Annotated in this window: 17 protein-coding genes and 1 riboswitch; of the genes, 2 read left to right on the forward strand and 15 right to left on the reverse strand. The window is 36.3% G+C overall.

Going from position 1 to position 18,770, the window contains the following annotated elements; all coding sequences use genetic code 11:
• Positions 1–7: 7 nt before the first annotated feature.
• Together UMR38_01730 and UMR38_01735 are read right to left on the reverse strand one after the other, a co-directional pair.
• Positions 8–787: an AAA family ATPase gene (locus tag UMR38_01730; protein MEC9484580.1), complete on the reverse strand. Its 780-nt coding sequence runs from the start codon at positions 785–787 to the stop codon at positions 8–10.
• Complete coding sequence (locus UMR38_01735) at positions 780–1,565, reverse strand: Cof-type HAD-IIB family hydrolase (GenBank protein MEC9484581.1); 786 nt, start codon at positions 1,563–1,565, stop codon at positions 780–782. The genes UMR38_01730 and UMR38_01735 overlap by 8 nt, the downstream gene beginning before the upstream one ends.
• A 190-nt stretch (positions 1,566–1,755) precedes the next feature.
• Between UMR38_01735 and UMR38_01740 the strand changes: the two genes are divergently transcribed.
• On the forward strand, positions 1,756–3,447 hold the full coding sequence (locus tag UMR38_01740; GenBank protein ID MEC9484582.1) for a ribonuclease J: 1,692 nt from the start codon (positions 1,756–1,758) through the stop codon (positions 3,445–3,447).
• Positions 3,448–3,463: 16 nt separating this feature from the next.
• Here the strand turns inward: UMR38_01740 and UMR38_01745 are convergent, their stop codons facing one another.
• From UMR38_01745 to UMR38_01805, 13 genes are all read right to left on the reverse strand, one after another.
• Positions 3,464–4,237 carry an OAM dimerization domain-containing protein gene (locus UMR38_01745; GenBank protein MEC9484583.1) on the reverse strand — a complete coding sequence of 258 codons (774 nt, stop codon included), beginning with the start codon at positions 4,235–4,237 and terminating at the stop codon, positions 3,464–3,466.
• On the reverse strand, positions 4,227–5,798 hold the full coding sequence (locus tag UMR38_01750) for a lysine 5,6-aminomutase subunit alpha (protein MEC9484584.1): 1,572 nt from the start codon (positions 5,796–5,798) through the stop codon (positions 4,227–4,229). The genes UMR38_01745 and UMR38_01750 overlap by 11 nt, the downstream gene beginning before the upstream one ends.
• Positions 5,791–6,801, reverse strand: a complete 1,011-nt coding sequence (locus tag UMR38_01755; protein MEC9484585.1) for a hypothetical protein — start codon at positions 6,799–6,801, stop codon at positions 5,791–5,793. The genes UMR38_01750 and UMR38_01755 overlap by 8 nt, the downstream gene beginning before the upstream one ends.
• Positions 6,798–8,006, reverse strand: coding sequence for a lysine 2,3-aminomutase (ablA, locus tag UMR38_01760; protein MEC9484586.1), 1,209 nt, complete (start codon positions 8,004–8,006; stop codon positions 6,798–6,800). Before ablA ends, UMR38_01755 begins: the two co-directional genes overlap by 4 nt.
• An 11-nt stretch (positions 8,007–8,017) precedes the next feature.
• Positions 8,018–9,043, reverse strand: a complete 1,026-nt coding sequence (locus UMR38_01765; GenBank protein MEC9484587.1) for an L-erythro-3,5-diaminohexanoate dehydrogenase — start codon at positions 9,041–9,043, stop codon at positions 8,018–8,020.
• Positions 9,040–9,870 carry a 3-keto-5-aminohexanoate cleavage protein gene (locus UMR38_01770; GenBank protein MEC9484588.1) on the reverse strand — a complete coding sequence of 277 codons (831 nt, stop codon included), beginning with the start codon at positions 9,868–9,870 and terminating at the stop codon, positions 9,040–9,042. The genes UMR38_01765 and UMR38_01770 overlap by 4 nt, the downstream gene beginning before the upstream one ends.
• A gap of 4 nt (positions 9,871–9,874) precedes the next feature.
• Positions 9,875–10,252 carry a hotdog fold domain-containing protein gene (locus tag UMR38_01775; protein MEC9484589.1) on the reverse strand — a complete coding sequence of 126 codons (378 nt, stop codon included), beginning with the start codon at positions 10,250–10,252 and terminating at the stop codon, positions 9,875–9,877.
• Entirely contained in the window at positions 10,253–10,912 is a 660-nt protein-coding gene (locus tag UMR38_01780) for a 3-oxoacid CoA-transferase subunit B (protein MEC9484590.1), read from the reverse strand.
• Positions 10,905–11,558, reverse strand: a complete 654-nt coding sequence (locus UMR38_01785) for a 3-oxoacid CoA-transferase subunit A (protein ID MEC9484591.1) — start codon at positions 11,556–11,558, stop codon at positions 10,905–10,907. Before UMR38_01785 ends, UMR38_01780 begins: the two co-directional genes overlap by 8 nt.
• On the reverse strand, positions 11,551–11,991 hold the full coding sequence (locus tag UMR38_01790) for a MaoC family dehydratase (GenBank protein ID MEC9484592.1): 441 nt from the start codon (positions 11,989–11,991) through the stop codon (positions 11,551–11,553). Before UMR38_01790 ends, UMR38_01785 begins: the two co-directional genes overlap by 8 nt.
• Positions 11,992–12,032: 41 nt before the next feature.
• Positions 12,033–12,202: riboswitch (Lysine riboswitch) on the reverse strand.
• Between the two features lie 301 nt (positions 12,203–12,503).
• Positions 12,504–13,376 (reverse strand): exonuclease domain-containing protein, encoded by an 873-nt coding sequence (locus UMR38_01795; GenBank protein ID MEC9484593.1) that lies wholly within the window; start codon positions 13,374–13,376, stop codon positions 12,504–12,506.
• A gap of 3 nt (positions 13,377–13,379) precedes the next feature.
• The gene (uvrC, locus tag UMR38_01800; protein MEC9484594.1) at positions 13,380–15,137 is read right to left on the reverse strand and encodes an excinuclease ABC subunit UvrC; all 1,758 of its coding nucleotides are present in this window, start codon (positions 15,135–15,137) and stop codon (positions 13,380–13,382) included.
• A gap of 5 nt (positions 15,138–15,142) precedes the next feature.
• Positions 15,143–15,736 carry a TetR/AcrR family transcriptional regulator gene (locus UMR38_01805; GenBank protein MEC9484595.1) on the reverse strand — a complete coding sequence of 198 codons (594 nt, stop codon included), beginning with the start codon at positions 15,734–15,736 and terminating at the stop codon, positions 15,143–15,145.
• 119 nt (positions 15,737–15,855) lie between these two features.
• Here UMR38_01805 and UMR38_01810 point away from each other — a divergent pair, with 119 nt between their 5' ends.
• Complete coding sequence (locus tag UMR38_01810) at positions 15,856–18,699, forward strand: efflux RND transporter permease subunit (GenBank protein MEC9484596.1); 2,844 nt, start codon at positions 15,856–15,858, stop codon at positions 18,697–18,699.
• The last annotated feature ends 71 nt before the right edge of the window (positions 18,700–18,770 follow it).

Consider the following 18,770-nt stretch of genomic DNA (forward strand, 5'->3'; position numbering starts at 1 on the left):
TAATCACCTACAAATTGTGCGTAAAACGCTCGGGGTCATTTAGAAAATGTCTTAAGAATGTCACATGTTCTATATCGTCATAGTTTATCTTTTGTATGATCTCACTAAATTGATAAATTTTCGCGTTGGGCAATGCCATTAAAATCGGACTATGGGTTGCGATAATAACTTGTGCTCCTGATTGTGTTAAATCATATAATAAAACCAATAACTGATACTGATTAATGGGGGATAAGGGGGTTTCTGGTTCATCTAAAAAATAGATCGCTTTATCATGAAATCGTGCTTTAAAAAAAAATAAAAACCCTTCCCCATGACTTTGTGTTTCTAATGCTTTTTTAAAAGCGCTATTCAGAGCATACAATTCTTTTTTAAAGGGCCCTAAAAGTAAACTCTTCGCATAGTCATTTTTATCCTTGTAGGTCTCACTAAGGGTGTCAATATCACTTTGTAAAGAAACTTTCATTTTCTTCACATAATTGATATATGTAATGAAATCTTCTCCACTAAAAAATAATGATTGATGATCTCTAGCTGTGGTTGCGATGTGGAGTTGATCAGATAAGGGTATGACTGATGTAAAAAAAGTTTGATTTGGATGACTGACATTAATAGCTTTCATATGATGTGCCAAAGCTTTTAACAATGTACTTTTCCCACTACCATTATCGCCAACAAAAATAATGCTTTGATGATTCAAATCAAGCGATTCTACCTTGTTAAACGCTTTAATATCAAAGGGATATCCTAACGGTTTATTCTTTGGAAATATGACATCTTTAATCATCGATAAACCCTAACATTTTAAGGCCTTCATATATCCCATTCTCATCAATTGATGTGGTAATATACTTTGCGGCTGCTTTTGCGTTCTTAGATGCATTCCCCATCGCAACACTGTGTGGAATGAACTCTAACATTTCAATATCATTTTCACCATCACCAAATGCATACGCCTGTTCAAGGGGGATTTCTAAAATCTCTAAGATGGTTTTAATGCCTTCTTTTTTATTCATTCCTTTTGATAAAACATCAAATCCATCACCTAGCCAGGGGACAACATTCAAATCATCTAATGCCTCCATATATTTAGGATGATCAGTTTGTTCACAAAACGCCCACATTTGATAGATCCGATTTGTTTTATAAAAATCAGGATTTACTTCTGGCACAGTCATGCTGGCGAGTTCAAACGCACGCTTACCTTTTTCATCAACAATATTGAGTGTTTCAGAGTGTTCCCCTAAAAAGCCGTATTTTAACGCGTTATCTTCAAATATCGTCACGATTCGTTCTACGTCATCATCACTTAAAGGATTGCGGAAAATAGTCTCATTATCTTTAATAATAATTTGACCATTAATGAGGATAAAAATATCAACATATTCTTTTATCTCTTCAATAATGTGTAACATATAAAATGCCCGACCAGTCGCAATCGCGATTTCTACATTAGGCGCTTCATGTAGTTTTTTTAATGCGTTTATTGTACTGGTTGGGATTGATTTTGTATTCGGATCATACAGTGTACGATCAATGTCAAAAAAGATGATTTTATCTGTCATTTACAGCACCTCTTATTCATTATAACACGAGTCATGGAAATGTCACAATCTATCTAGTTGAAAACCTTTACGATTCTAAAAATGATTAAATGAGATGTTTGAGTTTCTTTTTTAGTGGTTATATGGTAATATATGTATGACATATAAAAATGAAAATATATATGAAAATAAATAATGAAAGGAGGCAATTATGACAAAAAGTGAAACAGGACTTAAAAATCATGAAGTCGGTGTTTTTGCCCTAGGTGGTCTTGGAGAAGTCGGGAAAAACATGTATTGTGTCGAATTCCAAGATGAGCTCATTGTTATTGATTCAGGTGTTAAATTTCCAGATGATTATCTACTTGGAATTGATTATGTTATCAATGATTATACTTATCTTTTTGAGAATCAAGATAAAATCAAAGCGCTCATTATCACCCATGGTCATGAAGATCATATTGGTGGGATTACATTTTTATTACGGCAAGTTAAAATCCCTAAGATATATGCTAGTGGTATGGCCGTCGGATTGATTAAAAACAAACTCAAAAAACATCGTGGGTTTAGATCTTCGTTAATTGAATATCAAGAACATGAACAAATTGTATTTGGTAAACTAAGCGTAAGTTTCTTTAGAACGAACCATAGTATTCCCGATTCATTTGGAATTGTTGTCCACACCCCACAAGGGATTGTTGTACATTCAGGTGATTTTAAATTTGATTTTACGCCAACTGGACCTGATGCCAATTATCAACGTATGGCAGAACTCGGTAAAGAAGGTGTTCTCTGTTTATTAAGTGATTCAACCAATTCAGAACTCCCTGCTTTTACCAAAAGTGAAACAACTGTCTCAGAAAATATTAAAGATATTTTCACTAAAATTGATGGTCGGGTCATCGTTGCGACCTTCGCTTCTAATGTACACCGTGTTCAACAAATTGTTGAAGCCAGCATTGCGACCAATCGTAAGATTGCAGTCTATGGTAGAAGCATGTTGAGAACCGTTGAGGTTGGTAAGGAAATGGGGTACATTAAAGCTCCACAAGGTACCTTTGTCGATATGTATCGCATCAGCAAAAAAGATAAACGTCGTTTAACGATTATTTGTACTGGAAGTCAAGGTGAACCTTTTGCAGCACTCAGCCGTATCGCTGCAGGGACACATCGTCAAATTAAAATTAAAGAAGGCGATACTGTCATCTTTAGTAGTTCACCGATCCCCGGGAATCAAATTGGTGTTAACAAAACAATTAACGGGTTATTCAAACGTGGTGCGAACGTCATTACAAACTCACCATTAACCGACACTCATGCGAGTGGACATGCAGGACGTGAAGAGCAAAAACTTTTACTAAAGTTATTGCGACCTAAGTTTTTCATGCCAATCCATGGTGAATATCGCATGCTTAAAATACATGCCCAAACTGGCTTAATGACAGGCATTAAAAAAGGCAATGAATTCGTCCTCGATAACGGACAAGTTCTCGCGCTTACCAGCAATTCAGCACGTGTCAGTGGTCAAGTACAATCAGGCAATGTGTATATTGATGGTGGTGGCATTGGTAATATAGGAAATATCGTCATTAAAGACCGTAACATGTTGAGTAAAGATGGTCTATTAAGCGCAATTGTAACAATAGATGAAGAGAAAAACACCTTAATTGGTAAACCTGTTATTATTTCAAGAGGTTTTATCTATATGCGAGAAAATAGTGACATGACAGAAGAAATGAGTAATTTAGTTAAGACAGAGATTGAGAAAAAATTAAAGCGATCAAAAAGTCTTAATATTAGTCAAATTAAACGTCACATAACGAAAATATTAAACAATTATATTTACAATACAACCGAACGTAGCCCAATGGTTATGCCCGTTGTCATGGTGACAAATAAATAACGATGATGCAAATGCATCATCGTTTTTTTATGAGTTCATTGACAAAGAAACTTGCTACATCGTTCGCATACTTCTTCGGACCAAAGCCCGCATCAAAGCCTAGTTCTTTGGCAAGTTTATGAGAAATACGTGGACCTCCGACAATGACGATAAACCGTTCTCTTAACTTTTCTGCCTCTAGCAATTCTATAAAAGAAACAAGGTTTTTAATATGGACATCTTTTTGTGTCACTGTCTGACTAATTAAGATGACATCTGCTTCTTTTTTTAATGCTTCTTCGATAAGGACTTCATTGTCTACTTGACTGCCTAGATTATACGCATCAATGTGCTTATAGCGTTCAAGACCGTAATGTCCTGCGTACCCTTTCATATTCATAATGGCATCAATCCCTACCGTATGCGCATCGGTGCCTGTAGAAGCTCCGACAACAACTAATGAACGATCAAAATGGGTTGCGATTAAATCGTCAATCTCTGCCATAGATAAGGTTTCATGGTCTGCTTTTTCAACTGTTATCTTAGTCACATCAATACTATGGGATAATTCGCCATACAGCACATAATATGTAAACGTTGATGACACTGTTTCACTTGCGACAACTAAAGGATCAATTAATCCCATTGTCTTTGCTAGTTCTTTTGCGGCTTCTTCTCCTACTTCATCGTTGGCGATTGGTAAGGTGAAACTTAACTGAACACGTCCATCATTCATGGTATCCCCATATGGTTTGAGACGTGTTAAGTCCAATGTTTTATCATACGTTTTATCACTTATATCATAACCCATTGTTTGCCTCCTTTATCGCCCGTTTCATTTCATCTAAAACTGGATTGACATAACGTTCATCCTTTTTAATAACACCTTCTAATCCTTTTCCACCATCACGAGATCGTTTAATCCCCGCAAATGTACCTTCTTCAATCGCTTGGAATAATCCTTTTTGATCAATGTCTTTCAAAAGATGTGTTGCATCCTTTAAGACATCTTTTGCGCGCGATTGAATAATACCATCCTTCTTAAATTCAATATCTTGATAAAAATCTTTCATCGTATTTTCGATATACCGTGCATTATCAATAGCTAAATAGCGATCACTCATAAATGGTGTATGCACAGCTTCAGTTAGCATACCGAGTAAATGAATCCGTTGTTTTGTCGTTGTGGTGACGATATTAAATAATGTATTTTGTGCATAGCCTTTAAAAATATTGCCTGTCATATGTTTCGTTGGTGGCATATATTTTAGTGGGGCATCAGGAAAGATTTCTCGCGCCATTTCGGCTTGCGCTAACTCATATAAAAACCCATTTGGTAAGTTAGGATCTATTTCAAACGCATGGCCAAGTCCTTGTAAGTGCGATGGCATTAAGGCTTTAAACGCAAATTGCTCATTTATAAACTGACTTGCTAAAACGGTATGGGCTTCCTCATAAGCATCACTGGTGGTTAAATAATTATCTTCACCTGTATTAATAATAATGCCCGCGTACGCATTAATGACACGACTGAAATATTGATCAATGAGTGTGCGTTTCATATTAATGTCACGGAAAAGCACACCATATAAAGAATCATTTAACATCATATCTAGACGTTCTAATGCGCCCATTGCGGCAATCTCTGGCATACATAACCCACTGGCGTAGTTAACCAGCATGATGTATTTATGTAACTCATCTCCAATGTCATCGAGTGCGTTTCGCATAATGTTAAAGTTCTCTTGTGTGGCGTACGTGCCCCCAAATCCTTCTGTGGTGGGACCATATGGTACATAATCTAATAATGATTGGCCCGTGGTTCTGATTACAGCAATCACATCTGCGCCATTACGTGCAGCTGCTTTAGCTTGCGTGACGTCTTCATAAATATTTCCCGTTGCGACAATCACGTATAGTAACGGTTTATCTGGATCTTGCAAGGCCTCTATTTTCTTACTTCGGTATGTTTTCGCTGTTTTAATTTGATCTAACGACGCATTGATATGAGGGTGTAATAACGGCATGATTTCATCATCGTTTACCATTTCCACACGGTCTAATTGAATCAGTTCTTGATCTAATTCCTTGGCAATTTTTTGTGGTGAGTATCCGGTTAACTTCACTAAACTTGCCATATATCGACTAACACCTAAGGACAAATCACCATGTTTTTGGATATAAGACACAACGATATTCGGATAGGGTACATCAATGTCATTAACACCATCAATCCCTAATAGACGACACACAGTCCGCTCAACAGATACTGTGGTATATTGATCGATAAAGGTTTGCGTATCTTCTGCGATTTTCTTAGCATGTTGTCTGGCTTCTTCTATCGTTTCAATCGAAAGATTTAGTTTACTCATATGTTTCCTCCTTGTCAGTAACGACATTGATAATCGGATAATCAAATGCCTGTTCGAATGCTTTTTTCATGTTTGTTGGATCAAAGGCATACCCTAACGTATCAAAGGGATTAATCGCAATAAATGGGATGTTGACTGTATTCCGAGTGACTAGATGGACACCAATAGTGTCCAAATAGGTAATATATTTGGGTGAACACAAAATATTGACAGGATCATTTACAATCAATGTTTTACCTTTAAATAAGGTTCTATGTTCTAAGCAAAAAGCGCATAATGCATCATTGATTGCGCCGTTTACCTGGAGATACTTAAATGTCTGGTTTATCACTTTAAGTAGTGATTGTGGATGTAAACTGAGTGACTCTTTACTCTCATATATTATTTTATAATCATGACTTAATAAGGCCCACTTGGCATCTTCTAGTTTCAGGGATGGATGATGCGGAATCGTTAAGCTATTGACAACAGAGCTAGTATCGTTTATCAATCTATTGAGATCTTGGCTATAAGCCGCACCACTAACAACTATTACGGCATCAACTAACTGAGATGTGACAAAAGATTTTCGAAATAATGCACCATCTATCAGTATTTTATAGGCATCTAATTCTAAAAATATATCTTTAATACGGGCAAGTGCATAATTTGATGAAGGTCCCGCAACTAAGACAGTCCCCGTTCTTTTTACACGGCCGATAATAATCACACCAAGGGGTGTTCTGATATCTGTTTCGACGAGTATTTTAATGTCCGCAGTGGATTCTTTTAAAGCGTCTTTTGCGGTTGCAACAAGCATATCTTCATAGAGTATGATACGCGGTTTCACGCGTTGAGTTAATGTATCATATGCCTCACCATCTAAGCCAATCGATGTGATTGCGATTGACTGTGTTTTATATTCTTCTAGCAAACTGTTTAATACGGTTGTTTTACCAGCATTTTTACTCATTCCAATGATGCCGATGGCATCATAAGAGCTTAAGCGGTTGGACAGTTTCATGAACTGCGTTTAATATGTGTTAATTCTTTTGCGGCAACACAATCTTCGCAATCGCAAGCATTATCGTATGATGTTGGGCCATAGTATGTTGCGATTTTACCTTCATAATTACGTAAAATTGTTTTGCCTGGTGCTTGGCTTAAGACATAGTTTGGCATCACTGGAATTTTACCGCCACCACCTGGCGCATCAACAACAAATGTTGGTACAGCAATCCCACTAATATGCCCGCGTAATCCTTCAATAATTTCAATCCCTTTACTCACTGGTGTACGGAAGTGTTCAATTCCTTTTGTTAGGTCGCATTGATAAATATAATACGGTCTTACCCGGAGTTTGATTAACCGTTTTACCAGTTTTTTCATGACATGTACACAATCATTGACACCTTTTAATAATACACTTTGATTACCAAGAGGAATTCCTGCGTCCGCAAGTAAATCAAGGGCATGTTTTGTTTCTTCGGTTAACTCTTTATAATGATTGAAATGCGTATTAACCCAAATAGGATGATACTTTTTCAACATATTCACGAGTTTAGGGGTTATGCGTTGTGGCATCACAACTGGCGTTCTTGATCCAAGACGGATAACGCCGATATGATCAATCTTTCGTAGTTCTGAAATGATATATTCTAACCGTTCATCACTGACAAGTAATGCATCCCCACCACTTAAGATTACATCATTCACTTCTGGATGTTCTCGAATATAGGCAAGGGCTTGTTCAACATGATCCAGTTTACTACCAGAATCTTGTTGTCCTGCAAAACGGCGTCTGGTACAGTGCCGACAATACATACTACACATATCGGTAATCAGAAATAAGACACGATCAGGATATCTGTGTGTTAATCCAGGGGCAACACTATCCGCATCTTCATGTAACGGATCATCAGAATCATGGATCCCATAATGAAGTTCTTCCATTTGCGGGATAGCCTGTAAGTAAATTGGATCCCGTTTGCCTTTTTCTGGGTTAATTAACGTTAAATAATATGGGGTGATTGCCATTCTAAATGTTTTTAACACATTCATGATCGCATGTTCTTGTGAGTCTGACAAGTCCATAAAACGTTTTAAATCTTCTGTCGTCTGTATTCTATTTTTAACTTGCCAATGCCAATCATGCCACTGTTCATCAGTCACATTAGGAAAATATTGCATCCGTCTTTTTGTGTAATTATCGTATAATTTTACTGTCATTATGATGCCTCCTAAATATAAATTTGTTCAAACAATTGTTTGATTTTAGGTTCTGTTTTCACTAAGTTCAATGTAAAGTCAGCATGATCTTTTGTGTACCCATTACCGATTAACATCTGAACATCTTTTATTACCCCTTCTGCGCCTAAAGCTGCTTTTGTGAAGGAGGTTGCCATACTAAAGAAATAGACGATTCCATCATCTTTTGTACTGAGAATAGAGCCCATTTCAGTGTTATTCACGTTAACAACATTGATGGTAACATCAGCTAAATCTGGCGCGACGTCTTTAATTGCGTTATAGACATTCATCGCATCAGTCGCATCGGCTAAAATAATCTCATCACATACATGATGTTCTTCTAAGAATGCGATTTGTTTGGTTTCATTAACAACGGCGATGACTTTTCCATCTTTTCCAACACTTTTTTTCGCTTGATATGAACAAAGTAATCCACTTTTTCCTGCGGCGCCGATAATAACAACTGTATCACCTGGTTTAACGAGTTTATCTACTTGCGCAGGTGCGCCCGCAACATCTAATGCAGCAAGGGCAACGAGTTCATTTAAGTCGTTAGGGATTTCAGCATAAATACCACTTTCAAACAGAATCGCCTCGCCTTTGATTTTGACTTGGTCTGTCTTTAAATTAATATCAATAATCTCATCAATCTTTAATGGGGTTAATGATAAAGACACAAGGGTTGCTATTTTGGTGCCGACTTTTGGTGATGTTGGGAAGTCTTTTCCGACTGATTTGACATACCCTAGCAACATACCACCACTGCCTGTCACGGGGTTTTGCATTTTACCGCGATTTGAGACAATCTCTAAAATCATCTCTTTCATTTTATCTTTATCACTTTTACAGGCCTCTTTTATTTGAGTAAATGATGCACTATCAATATTTAATGTATCTACTGTGATCAGTAATTCATTGGGATACGGTGTCATTGTGTTATCTAATTTCGTCGCCGCTTGAGGTAAGACTCCTTTCGGCTTGATAACACGGTTGGTTCCATACCGACATGTTGTCATTGTGTTGCCTCCTTTAGTCGTAAAATATGTCTAGCTTCTTCTACTGTAGCGATGGGTCTATTGTGTTTATGGGCTAATTTAACAACTGCTTCAACAAGTTCTTGATTCCCTTTAGCAAGTTCGCCTTTTTTAAGATAAATATTATCTTCTAAACCAACACGTACATGGCCACCATCTTGAATGGCTAGTTCCGCAAGTGATAACTCATACTTGCCGATTCCTGTGATTGTGTAAGTCGCTTCAGCGGGTAAACTTTGGGTTAAAAAGGTAAAATCACGTTCTGTGCCTTGTTGGCCAGCACGGGTGCCTAAAACAAAACTAAAATGAAGAGGGGACTTTATTATGCCCTCTTTATGTAGTTTTAAGATGTGATCAAGATGCATTTTACCAAAGCATTCTAGTTCTGGCATGATGTTGTTAGCATATATTTTTTCTGCGAAATAAATGATGTCTGACTCCGTATTCTTAAAAAATTCATTACCCCCAAAATTAACGGTCCCGCAATCAAGCGTACACATTTCAGGATGTAATGCAATTGGGGCTAATCGTTCATCATTGGTCATCCCAACCGCCCCACCAGTAGAAGGTTGAATAATGATATCACCACAGCGTTTTTTAATAGCGATAATCGCTTCTTCAAAACGCTCTTTAGATTGCGTTGGTGTGCCATCATCCTCTCTTACATGCAGGTGAATTATACTCGCACCTGCTTGTTTTGCAAGATAAGCTTCTTCGGCGAGTTCTCTGGTTGTGTAAGGAACATATGGATTATCATCTTTAGTTACTTCTGCGCCACAAATAGCCGCAGTGATTACGAGTTTCTCCATATTATCATTGATTTTCCTTAGGCACAATACACGTTCCTTCTGCGTCGGCAACTAAGATTTTATCATCTAAGACACTGGCCGCAGATGGGCCAATCTCTGGATTAGCAGTAATCACTTTGTACGCTTTAAAGCGCATTTTACGCGAGGTGTTGCCAACATGGGTAATTTCACCAGTGACTTCAATGTAATCCCCAGCATAAAGTGGTGCGTAAAAATTTACACTTTCATATGCTCGAAATAAGCCTTCATCTCCATCATGACGAATCAATAACTCTGTCGCAACATCACCAAATAATTTTAATGTGTGTGCTCCATCGACTAAGCCACCACCATAGTGTGCTTCTTGGGTTGATAGACGCATTCTAATCATTGCTTTTTCCATTTAATTCACCACCATTTGTTTTGGATTATCGATTATTAAGTTTGCTTCTGTATGTGCTTGTATGTCTTCTAAAGTAAACATTGGATTGTATTCTATCAGATGAATCCCATCATCTTCAATGGTCATAACGCCCATTTCTGTAATAATCATGTCAACTTCATGTTCAGCGGTTAATGGTAGAGTACAGCGTTTCAAGATTTTAGGATTACCTTTATTGGTGTGTGTCATGGCGATAATCACCTTTCTTGCCCCAGTGACTAAATCCATCGCACCACCCATACCAGGTACAAGTTTTCCCGGTATAATCCAATTAGCTAATGACCCTGTCTCATCCACTTGTAAACTACCTAAGACGGTCATATCGACATGGCCACCACGAATAATACCAAATGAGGTTGCGCTATCAAAATACATACCCCCAGGTTGCAATGTAACCGGTTGGCCACCTGCATTAGAAATATCTGGGTCAATATGGTCTTCATCAGGTTTAGGTCCTAAGCCTAATAACCCATTTTCACTTTGAAGATAAATTGTCATATGCTTTGGAATATAATTCGCTACAAGGGTGGGAAGTCCAATCCCAAGATTGACAACATCCCCATCATGTAACTCTTGAGCAACGCGCTTTGCGATAAATATTTTTGTTTCTTGTTTATTCATGGCTTTCCTCCTGACAAACATAATCAACAAATATATGTGGTGTCATCACATTGTCAGGATCAATGTGATCAACAACCTTGCGGCTATAAGCGATTGTTTTATCCGCAGCCATAGCCATTAAAGGATTAAAGTTGCGTGTTGTTTTTGCGTAAACAACATTCCCATATTGATCCGTTTTATCTGCTAAAATTAAGGCAAGATCTGCGCTTAGAGGGGTTTCTAATAAATAGGCTTTATGATCAATTTTAATAATATCTTTCCCCTCTTCAACAATGGTTCCAACACCTGTTGGTGTCAAGAATCCACCGAGTCCGTGGCCTTTAGCGCGAATTTGTTCAGCTAGTGTTCCTTGTGGTACAAGCGTTACTTGCATTTTTTCTTGGCTCATTAGTTTTCCCGCATAAGGGTTTAAGCCTATATGTGAAGCAATTAAGTGCGATACTTGATTATGCTTAATTAATTTGCCAACACCTTGTGATTCAAAGCCGGCATCATTACAAATAATCGTTAAGTTTTTAACCCCTGATTTGACGACTTCATCAATTAATGCTTCAGGGGTGCCAACACACATAAAGCCACCAACCATAAGGGTCATCCCATCAAAGAGATGCGTTGATACATTATCTAATGCTAAGTGTTTATTCATCGTTATGTTCCTGTTTTTTGGGTGGCATGACTTCAGCTTCACCAACAATCACAACCTCACCATCTTGATTCACAGCTTTACAATCTAATGTCACACGATTTTTATCAGTATTAATATGCGTGACTGTAATGGTTGCGGTAATGACATCGTTAAAATACACCGGGTTAGTAAATTTAAGTGATTGCTTAGTATAAATTGTGCCATTCCCTGGCAATTTTGTTCCAATTAGTCCTGAAAATAGTGATCCTACTAACATACCATGACTAATACGTGTTTTAAACATGGTTTGTTTCGCGTAGTCTTCATCAAAATGTGCCGGGTTATGATCTTGAATAATGTCTCCGAATTGTTCTACATCTTCTTGTGTAATTGTTTTTGATTGACGTGCTTCATCACCAATCTGAATGTCTTGAATCGATTGTCCAATCTTCATTTTTGTAACCTCCTTTAAAATATAAAAAAGCTGTTTATGTCTCCATAAACAGCTCATCATTTAAATGACAATGGGTAAAGCGTCCCTTTATCCATCAAAATATAATCTGTGGTTGACTATATTTTTCGGCGTTCAATGCCTTCACAAATTCCTACAGGTCCACACCATACACACAAATATGTTACCCATTGAACGCTCCTCTGTATCATCCCTTAACAACCGTTATTATATAGAATAATGTAAGCGTTGTCAATACTTATTTATAGGCTTTTATAAAATATTGTTCCTGCCTAAAAAAAAGAACACATAACTGTGTTCATCCTTTAGGCATCAATGAGTGAAAAGTGATCGTGAAAATGATGGTGAAATCGATCATTTAGGTGAAGTATCGTTTTGTCTCATCAATGGATATTAGCTTCATTCGAAGGCTGTGTTATATCTTAATGATTGATTAGTATGTTAGACATTGTCATCATTACCCTATCCTGTTACATGAGTATTTTCAAACAATATTACCTTTTAAGATTCATCCGCAATTTGCCATTCAAGACGCGTTTAAAGCCTTTGTAAATATCGAATGTGGCTTTGGCATCTTCTAATGCATCATGAACTTGTTGCCGTTTAATATTTTGATACAGTTTAAGACAGTTAAATAAACCAATATCGTTTTGTAAATGGAAGTAGTTTTTATGAAGCTGTAATAGGTTAATATACCGTGTCACTGGTTTAAGGGATGGTAAATCATTAACACGGTATCCATCTCTTAATGCTAAATAATCGTTTTTACCCCAAATGAAAATCGCTGGGTTGTATTCATTTAACATTGCTTCAAAGTGTTCATAAAATTCGTGAAAACTAATCCCTTTATTGACATCTTCTTGGGTGATATTCAAAAACTTTTTGGTACGTTTTGTAATCGATTTATGTCGCGTAGGTTTCACCATTGTTTCATAACGTTGAATAACATTATCATTCTTATCAACTAACAGGTATCCTACTTGAATCACTTCTTGAACAAATGTTTTATCGACATAATATGGATGCATACTCATCTCTAAGTCTAAAAAGCATTTGTAGTCTAAATTATTCAGCAAATCACGCGTTTCATGTTTATGTTTACGGGTATCATAATAGACAATATTTTCCCGCTTACGAATCGACATAATCCGAATAAAATGATCAATTGTTTCAACTTTTACACCTGAACGAACACGTGTTTGATCATCGTATATTTTAAACTGAACAAAGCGATTAGGTGTTAAGTATTTTGCCATATCACTAAAGAGTGATCGTTGAATGTAATAATATCTTATGGCGCGTTTGTGTTTGATTGCGATAATACGATCATCGGGATTAATCGCATATATTCTTCCTGTGATAACCATAATTTACTCCTTTTTTAATGCGTAGATTAAGTTTTGGGCTTGGGGCTCAGTTAATCCTAAAGCTTTTAACTCTTCTAAACTGACTAACTTCATTTTATGTATTGTTTTGTATTTTTTCAATAGTTTTTCCTTAGTTTTTTTACCAATCCCTGGAATATCGTCTAAAACAGAGTTGAAGATGCCTTTTGATCGGACATTCTTATGATAATTAACCGCAAATCGATGAGCTTCATCTTGAATCCGCGTGAGTAGATGAAAGGCATCTGAGGTTGTTTTAAGCGGCACACTTTCAAAGTTCTCTGTCAATAAATGATTGGTTGAGTGACTCTTATCTTTCACAAGTCCAGCTAAAGGAATATCAAGATTAAAATCGCTTAATATTGATTTTGCCGCTGTGAGTTGTGGCTTTCCCCCATCAACTAAAATTAAATCAGGTTTCGGGAGGTCATTCATTAACACCCGGTAATATCTACGATAAAGTATTTCTTTCATCATCGCAAAGTCTGAATCTGTTTGGGCTTTTTTAATTTTGAATTTTCGGTAATCATTTTTACTTGGTTTGCCGTCTTTAAAAACAACCAATGAACTGACTGCATTACTACCAAAAAGATTTGAGTTATCAAAGGCTTCGATGTGATGTGGGGTTGGAATATGAAGTTTTTCACCGATTCTTTCAATTGCGCCAATCGTTCGTTCATATTCACGTTTAATGACGGTACGTTTTTCTAGTAACGCTTGTTTGGCATTATCAATAGCTAGTTGAAGCAACTTCGCTTTGGGTCCTCGTTTCGGGATATGGATTTTTGTATTTAAAAATTCTTGTAAGGAAGCATCATCTAATGATTCTGGAATAAAGACCTCTTTAGGGATTGCTTCACGATCATAAAACTGCGATAAGTAATCGATTAATGAGGTAATCGGATCGGTATAGATTTCAACCAGTTTTTGATGTCTTGCGGTGATTTTACCATTTCGAATGAAAAAGATTTCAATTGATAATAAGTGATCATCATCATAGTATCCAATCACATCCCGGTCTTTCATATCATTTAGATTGATTCGTTGTTTTTCTGTCGTTGTTTTAATATCTTCAATCGTTTTTTTATATTCATTAGCGCGTTCAAATTCTAATGCTTCACTCGCTTGATACATCTGCGTTTCGAGCGTTTTTATTACAGCTTTTGTATCCCCTTTTAAAAAGCGTCTAATATCGTCAATGATTGGTTTATAATCGGCTTTTTTGATTGGGTTGATACATGGTGCTAGACATTGTCCTATATGGTAATATAAACATTCTTGTTTAGGGAGTGTGTCACACTTTCTAAGGGGATATATTTTATTGAGTATACGGACAGTTTCTCTAGCTGCTTTAACGTTAGGATAGGGACCAAAGAGTCGGCCACTTTGTTTTTTAACATTCCGTGTAATAATCAGTTTGGGATGCATCTCATTCGTGATTTCAATATATGGATAGGTTTTATCATCCGTTAACATAATATTATATCGGGGATTATATTTTTTGATTAAGTTCAGTTCTAATAATAACGCATCTAACTCACTTTTTGTCATAATATAAGAGATATCAGCGATATTCATCACAAGTCGAGCTGTTTTAGCATCATGGCTTCCTGTGAAATAAGAGGCTACCCGTTTTTTTAAATCTTTGGCTTTCCCAACATAAATAATTTTCCCATCGGCATTTTTAAACTGATAAGACCCTGGTTTATTTGGTATTAAGGCAATTTTCTCTTTTAATGTCATTCGTGTCACCTCGAAATATGTCGATTTTCAAATAGCGCCATCGATACTTGGCGAAATGTTTGTGAATAAATTGTAGCCAGTTCATTAGGTGCTTCTTGTTTCCCCCGTTTATGCCAACGTGATAAGAGTGTCCATGCACTTGAGGCAACAATTTCTAATGTGTACGTTTCGGCTGTTGTGTTATTAATCATAATCGGGTAGAACTGATCTTTAAAATACGTAATTAACTTTAGTATACCATTTACCATCATATAATCACACTTTGTCTTTAAAACAACGTCTACCATTTCTTTTTCTTGGTTGATTTTTTCAAAGAAATAACGAATTAAATATTGTTCATCTTCAGGCATGTCACTTGAGTACAAAGAAACTAAATCATCATATAACTGACTAAAAAAAGACAGTATTTTAGCTTCAACCACATCTGTCATTGAATGAAAATGACGGTAAAATGTTGCGCGTGAAATTCCCGCTTTATCGATCAGTTGAGAAATTGTTATTGATGATACTTTTTTTGACTTCAATAACTGATGTAATGCTTCAAATGTCCACTCTCTCGTATATCGAACACGGACATCTTCTTTCTCATTTTGAAACATATTTGGCCTCCTTGTTTCACAAGTTTCATAACGCTTTATCTTCTCTATAATATAGTTTATCATAATAGTAGGTTTGAGACAATTGTTTCATAACGATATGTGTGTATAGGAGGGTTATTATGTCGATTATTATTAGATTACGATGGGTTTTCATCTTACTAGCGATTGGGCTATTGGCGGTTGGTATGTATTTAACCACTGATATTCCCAAACAAGAAATGCCCACAATGAAAACACCCTATTTGCTCGTGTCAACTACTGTTGATCCAAATCATCAGTCACTTGATCAAACCATTCAATCGATCCATGACTATTTAGAAGACTTTGAAGAGGTTAATTATATCAAAACACGGCATATCCAAAACACCGTGCTTTTTGAGATTGTTTTGTCATATGATACCAGTAATGTTAACCGCCTTAAAGAGACACTAACAAACGGGATGAAAACATATGAAAACGGAGCTATTACCTCTGTTGATAAAATCCATTATGTGGCGAGAAATAGCATGATTTTTATGATAACTGGCGAGTTAGATACGTTAAATATAACCGCTAACACATTAATTGATGAACTCAGTGACTATGATGATATCATTGATATCTCACAACATAATATGTATTCTGAACAACTCGAGATTGTCTTGCATCCTGAGTTATTATCTCAATATAATATTAGTCCACTTACGGTTTACAACATCTTAGATAGTCAAGAGGCTATGACAGATCATATTATTGATGACACCACACTCACGACTATCAAGCAAACACCACTACAAGCAAATCCATTAGTAACACTAGAGGATGTGGCATCATTCAATATTACACCCGGAACACAAACGACATATAATGATGATGTTTCTGTGATTGTTGCGGCTAACTTTAAAGATGGAATCGACTATACCGTCTATGAAACTGAAATACAAAATCTAATTACTGAAATTGAAAACACGTCCAATCATACAATAACGCCAATCGTTTTCTTACCTGAAGATGTCAATGATCAATTCAATAATTTATTGATGAGTGTCTTATATGCAATCGTTATTGTCTTTTTTGTTATTATGTTAGGCCTCGGAATAAGACAGAGTCTGATTGTTGTTGCAATTGTGCCTACAATTGTTTTCACAACCATCATTTGGCTATATGTATTAGGCTATGAACTTCATAAGTTATCGATCATTGGCCTCATATTGTCGATTGGGATGATGGTTGATAATGCGATTGTCCTAACAGAAGGTACAAAAACATTTTTAGAACAAGGTTACTCAAAAGAACGTGCTAGTATGGCTGCGATTAAGAAAAACTTCTGGCCAATATTTACCGCAACACTCACCACACTGATCGCGTTTGGTAGTATTATTTTTATTCCTGGTTTCGTTGGCGAACTTATCCGTAGTTTACCTGTCACAGTCCTTATTACAATCGCACTTAGTCTTTTGATAAGCGTTATTTTAACGCCTATTTTAGCGATGTTTTTCGTTAAAACAAAAACCCATAAAAAACGTTCTTATGGCTGGTTTGATGATGCGATTAAACGCAGTATACATCACCCTTATTTAATCCTCTCAGTCATACTTATACTAGGGACTGTGATAGGATATTTCACAGTCACAACACGGGATATTAATCTTTACCCAAGTGAAGAAAAAACAGACTTTTATGTCAATATTATCAGTGAAGATGAAAGGTCTTTAAGTGAGACAGTCAATCAATTAGAGATAATTTTCGATCAAAATGAATATATTACCGGTGTCTCAACAGCATTTAACACCGACTTGCCACGTTTTCATTTTAGTCAAACTGCCTTACCTATGCTTACTCCAAGCGCTCGATTATATGTCAATACTACCTATCAAAAAGCGGATATGTTAGCGTTTATTGAAACATTTGATTTAACTCCGTTTGATGATAGTGTCACAGTTGAGATCAAAACACTAAAACTGAGTCCGCCAGATGCCCCACTAGAAGTAATCCTCACTGGTGAAAACGCAACTAGTGATGTCAATCATATTTATACCCTTTTACAAGATGATGCGCGAATCGATACGATTTATAAAACAACATCTATGACAAAGGAGAGTTTGCGTCTCAGTCCTCTTCAATCTATGGATGAACACACATCACAAGAACAGCTTCAGTTAATGAATCGACTATTAATACAGGAAACAATCTTGCAAACAACCACAAATAATAACACGATTCAAACAAAATTAATGATTGACCATTCTCAAAACATAGGTATTATTCCATTAACAAGTTTAAGTGATGGGTCTTCATATCCGCTCACGCAACTTGTCACATTTAATCAAGAACCGACTGATATTATTACATATTATTATAATAATCATCCAGCTGGATATTTATCAATTACACCGCATCATAATCGCGACATTGTTGATATAGAAGCAACTATTTTAGAAGAAATTTCTAATAATACAGAAGTTGAATTTACTGGTGAAAATGAACTCTTCATTACGTTATCAAATGCCCTTTTAATTGCTGGAGGAATTGCCATCGTCATTATGTATTTATTGTTAGTTTTACAGTTTCGTCATTTCATTTATCCATTAGTCATCTTTACCACTATACCACTTGCGTTTATTGGAAGTTTAAGTGGACTATTAATTTTTGATTATGATATCACTGTATCCGCATTAATTGGTATGGTGAGTTTAATTGGCGTAACGGTTAATATTGGTATCTTACTGATCGAAGAAATTATTAAGCAAACACAATTATTGCCCCTAGAAGCTGCTTGTATTATTGGAACGAAGCATCGTATCAGACCCATTTTATTAACCAGTATGACCACCATTTTAGGTCTTATCCCATTATATATAACAGGAGGAGATTTCTTTAGACCACTGGCAATCACATTCATATTTGGCATGATTTTTGCGACACTTTTAAGCCTATTTGTCATTCCAATGATGGTTTATCTAAGCCGTAAAGCAAAAATGTGACAATATATCACTTTTTTACAGTATTGATGTTTACAAACCTTGTCAAAATGGTATACTAGATTAGTGAGAAG

It is taken from the genome of Candidatus Izemoplasma sp., assembly GCA_036172455.1.
Taxonomy (GTDB): domain Bacteria; phylum Bacillota_I; class Bacilli_A; order Izemoplasmatales; family Izemoplasmataceae; genus JAIPGF01.

Coding starts and splice junctions, on each gene's coding strand:
- ablA (MEC9484586.1), bottom strand. CDS start 8,006: ATGACAGTAAAATTATACGATAATTACACAAAAAGACGGATGCAATAT.
- UMR38_01740 (MEC9484582.1), top strand. CDS start 1,756: ATGACAAAAAGTGAAACAGGACTTAAAAATCATGAAGTCGGTGTTTTT.
- UMR38_01785 (MEC9484591.1), bottom strand. CDS start 11,558: ATGAATAAACACTTAGCATTAGATAATGTATCAACGCATCTCTTTGAT.
- UMR38_01765 (MEC9484587.1), bottom strand. CDS start 9,043: ATGACAACATGTCGGTATGGAACCAACCGTGTTATCAAGCCGAAAGGA.
- UMR38_01790 (MEC9484592.1), bottom strand. CDS start 11,991: ATGAAGATTGGACAATCGATTCAAGACATTCAGATTGGTGATGAAGCA.
- UMR38_01775 (MEC9484589.1), bottom strand. CDS start 10,252: ATGGAAAAAGCAATGATTAGAATGCGTCTATCAACCCAAGAAGCACAC.
- UMR38_01750 (MEC9484584.1), bottom strand. CDS start 5,798: ATGAGTAAACTAAATCTTTCGATTGAAACGATAGAAGAAGCCAGACAA.
- UMR38_01735 (MEC9484581.1), bottom strand. CDS start 1,565: ATGACAGATAAAATCATCTTTTTTGACATTGATCGTACACTGTATGAT.
- uvrC (MEC9484594.1), bottom strand. CDS start 15,137: ATGACATTAAAAGAGAAAATTGCCTTAATACCAAATAAACCAGGGTCT.
- UMR38_01755 (MEC9484585.1), bottom strand. CDS start 6,801: ATGAAACTGTCCAACCGCTTAAGCTCTTATGATGCCATCGGCATCATT.
- UMR38_01805 (MEC9484595.1), bottom strand. CDS start 15,736: ATGTTTCAAAATGAGAAAGAAGATGTCCGTGTTCGATATACGAGAGAG.
- UMR38_01745 (MEC9484583.1), bottom strand. CDS start 4,237: ATGGGTTATGATATAAGTGATAAAACGTATGATAAAACATTGGACTTA.
- UMR38_01770 (MEC9484588.1), bottom strand. CDS start 9,870: ATGGAGAAACTCGTAATCACTGCGGCTATTTGTGGCGCAGAAGTAACT.
- UMR38_01780 (MEC9484590.1), bottom strand. CDS start 10,912: ATGAATAAACAAGAAACAAAAATATTTATCGCAAAGCGCGTTGCTCAA.
- UMR38_01810 (MEC9484596.1), top strand. CDS start 15,856: ATGTCGATTATTATTAGATTACGATGGGTTTTCATCTTACTAGCGATT.
- UMR38_01730 (MEC9484580.1), bottom strand. CDS start 787: ATGATTAAAGATGTCATATTTCCAAAGAATAAACCGTTAGGATATCCC.
- UMR38_01795 (MEC9484593.1), bottom strand. CDS start 13,376: ATGGTTATCACAGGAAGAATATATGCGATTAATCCCGATGATCGTATT.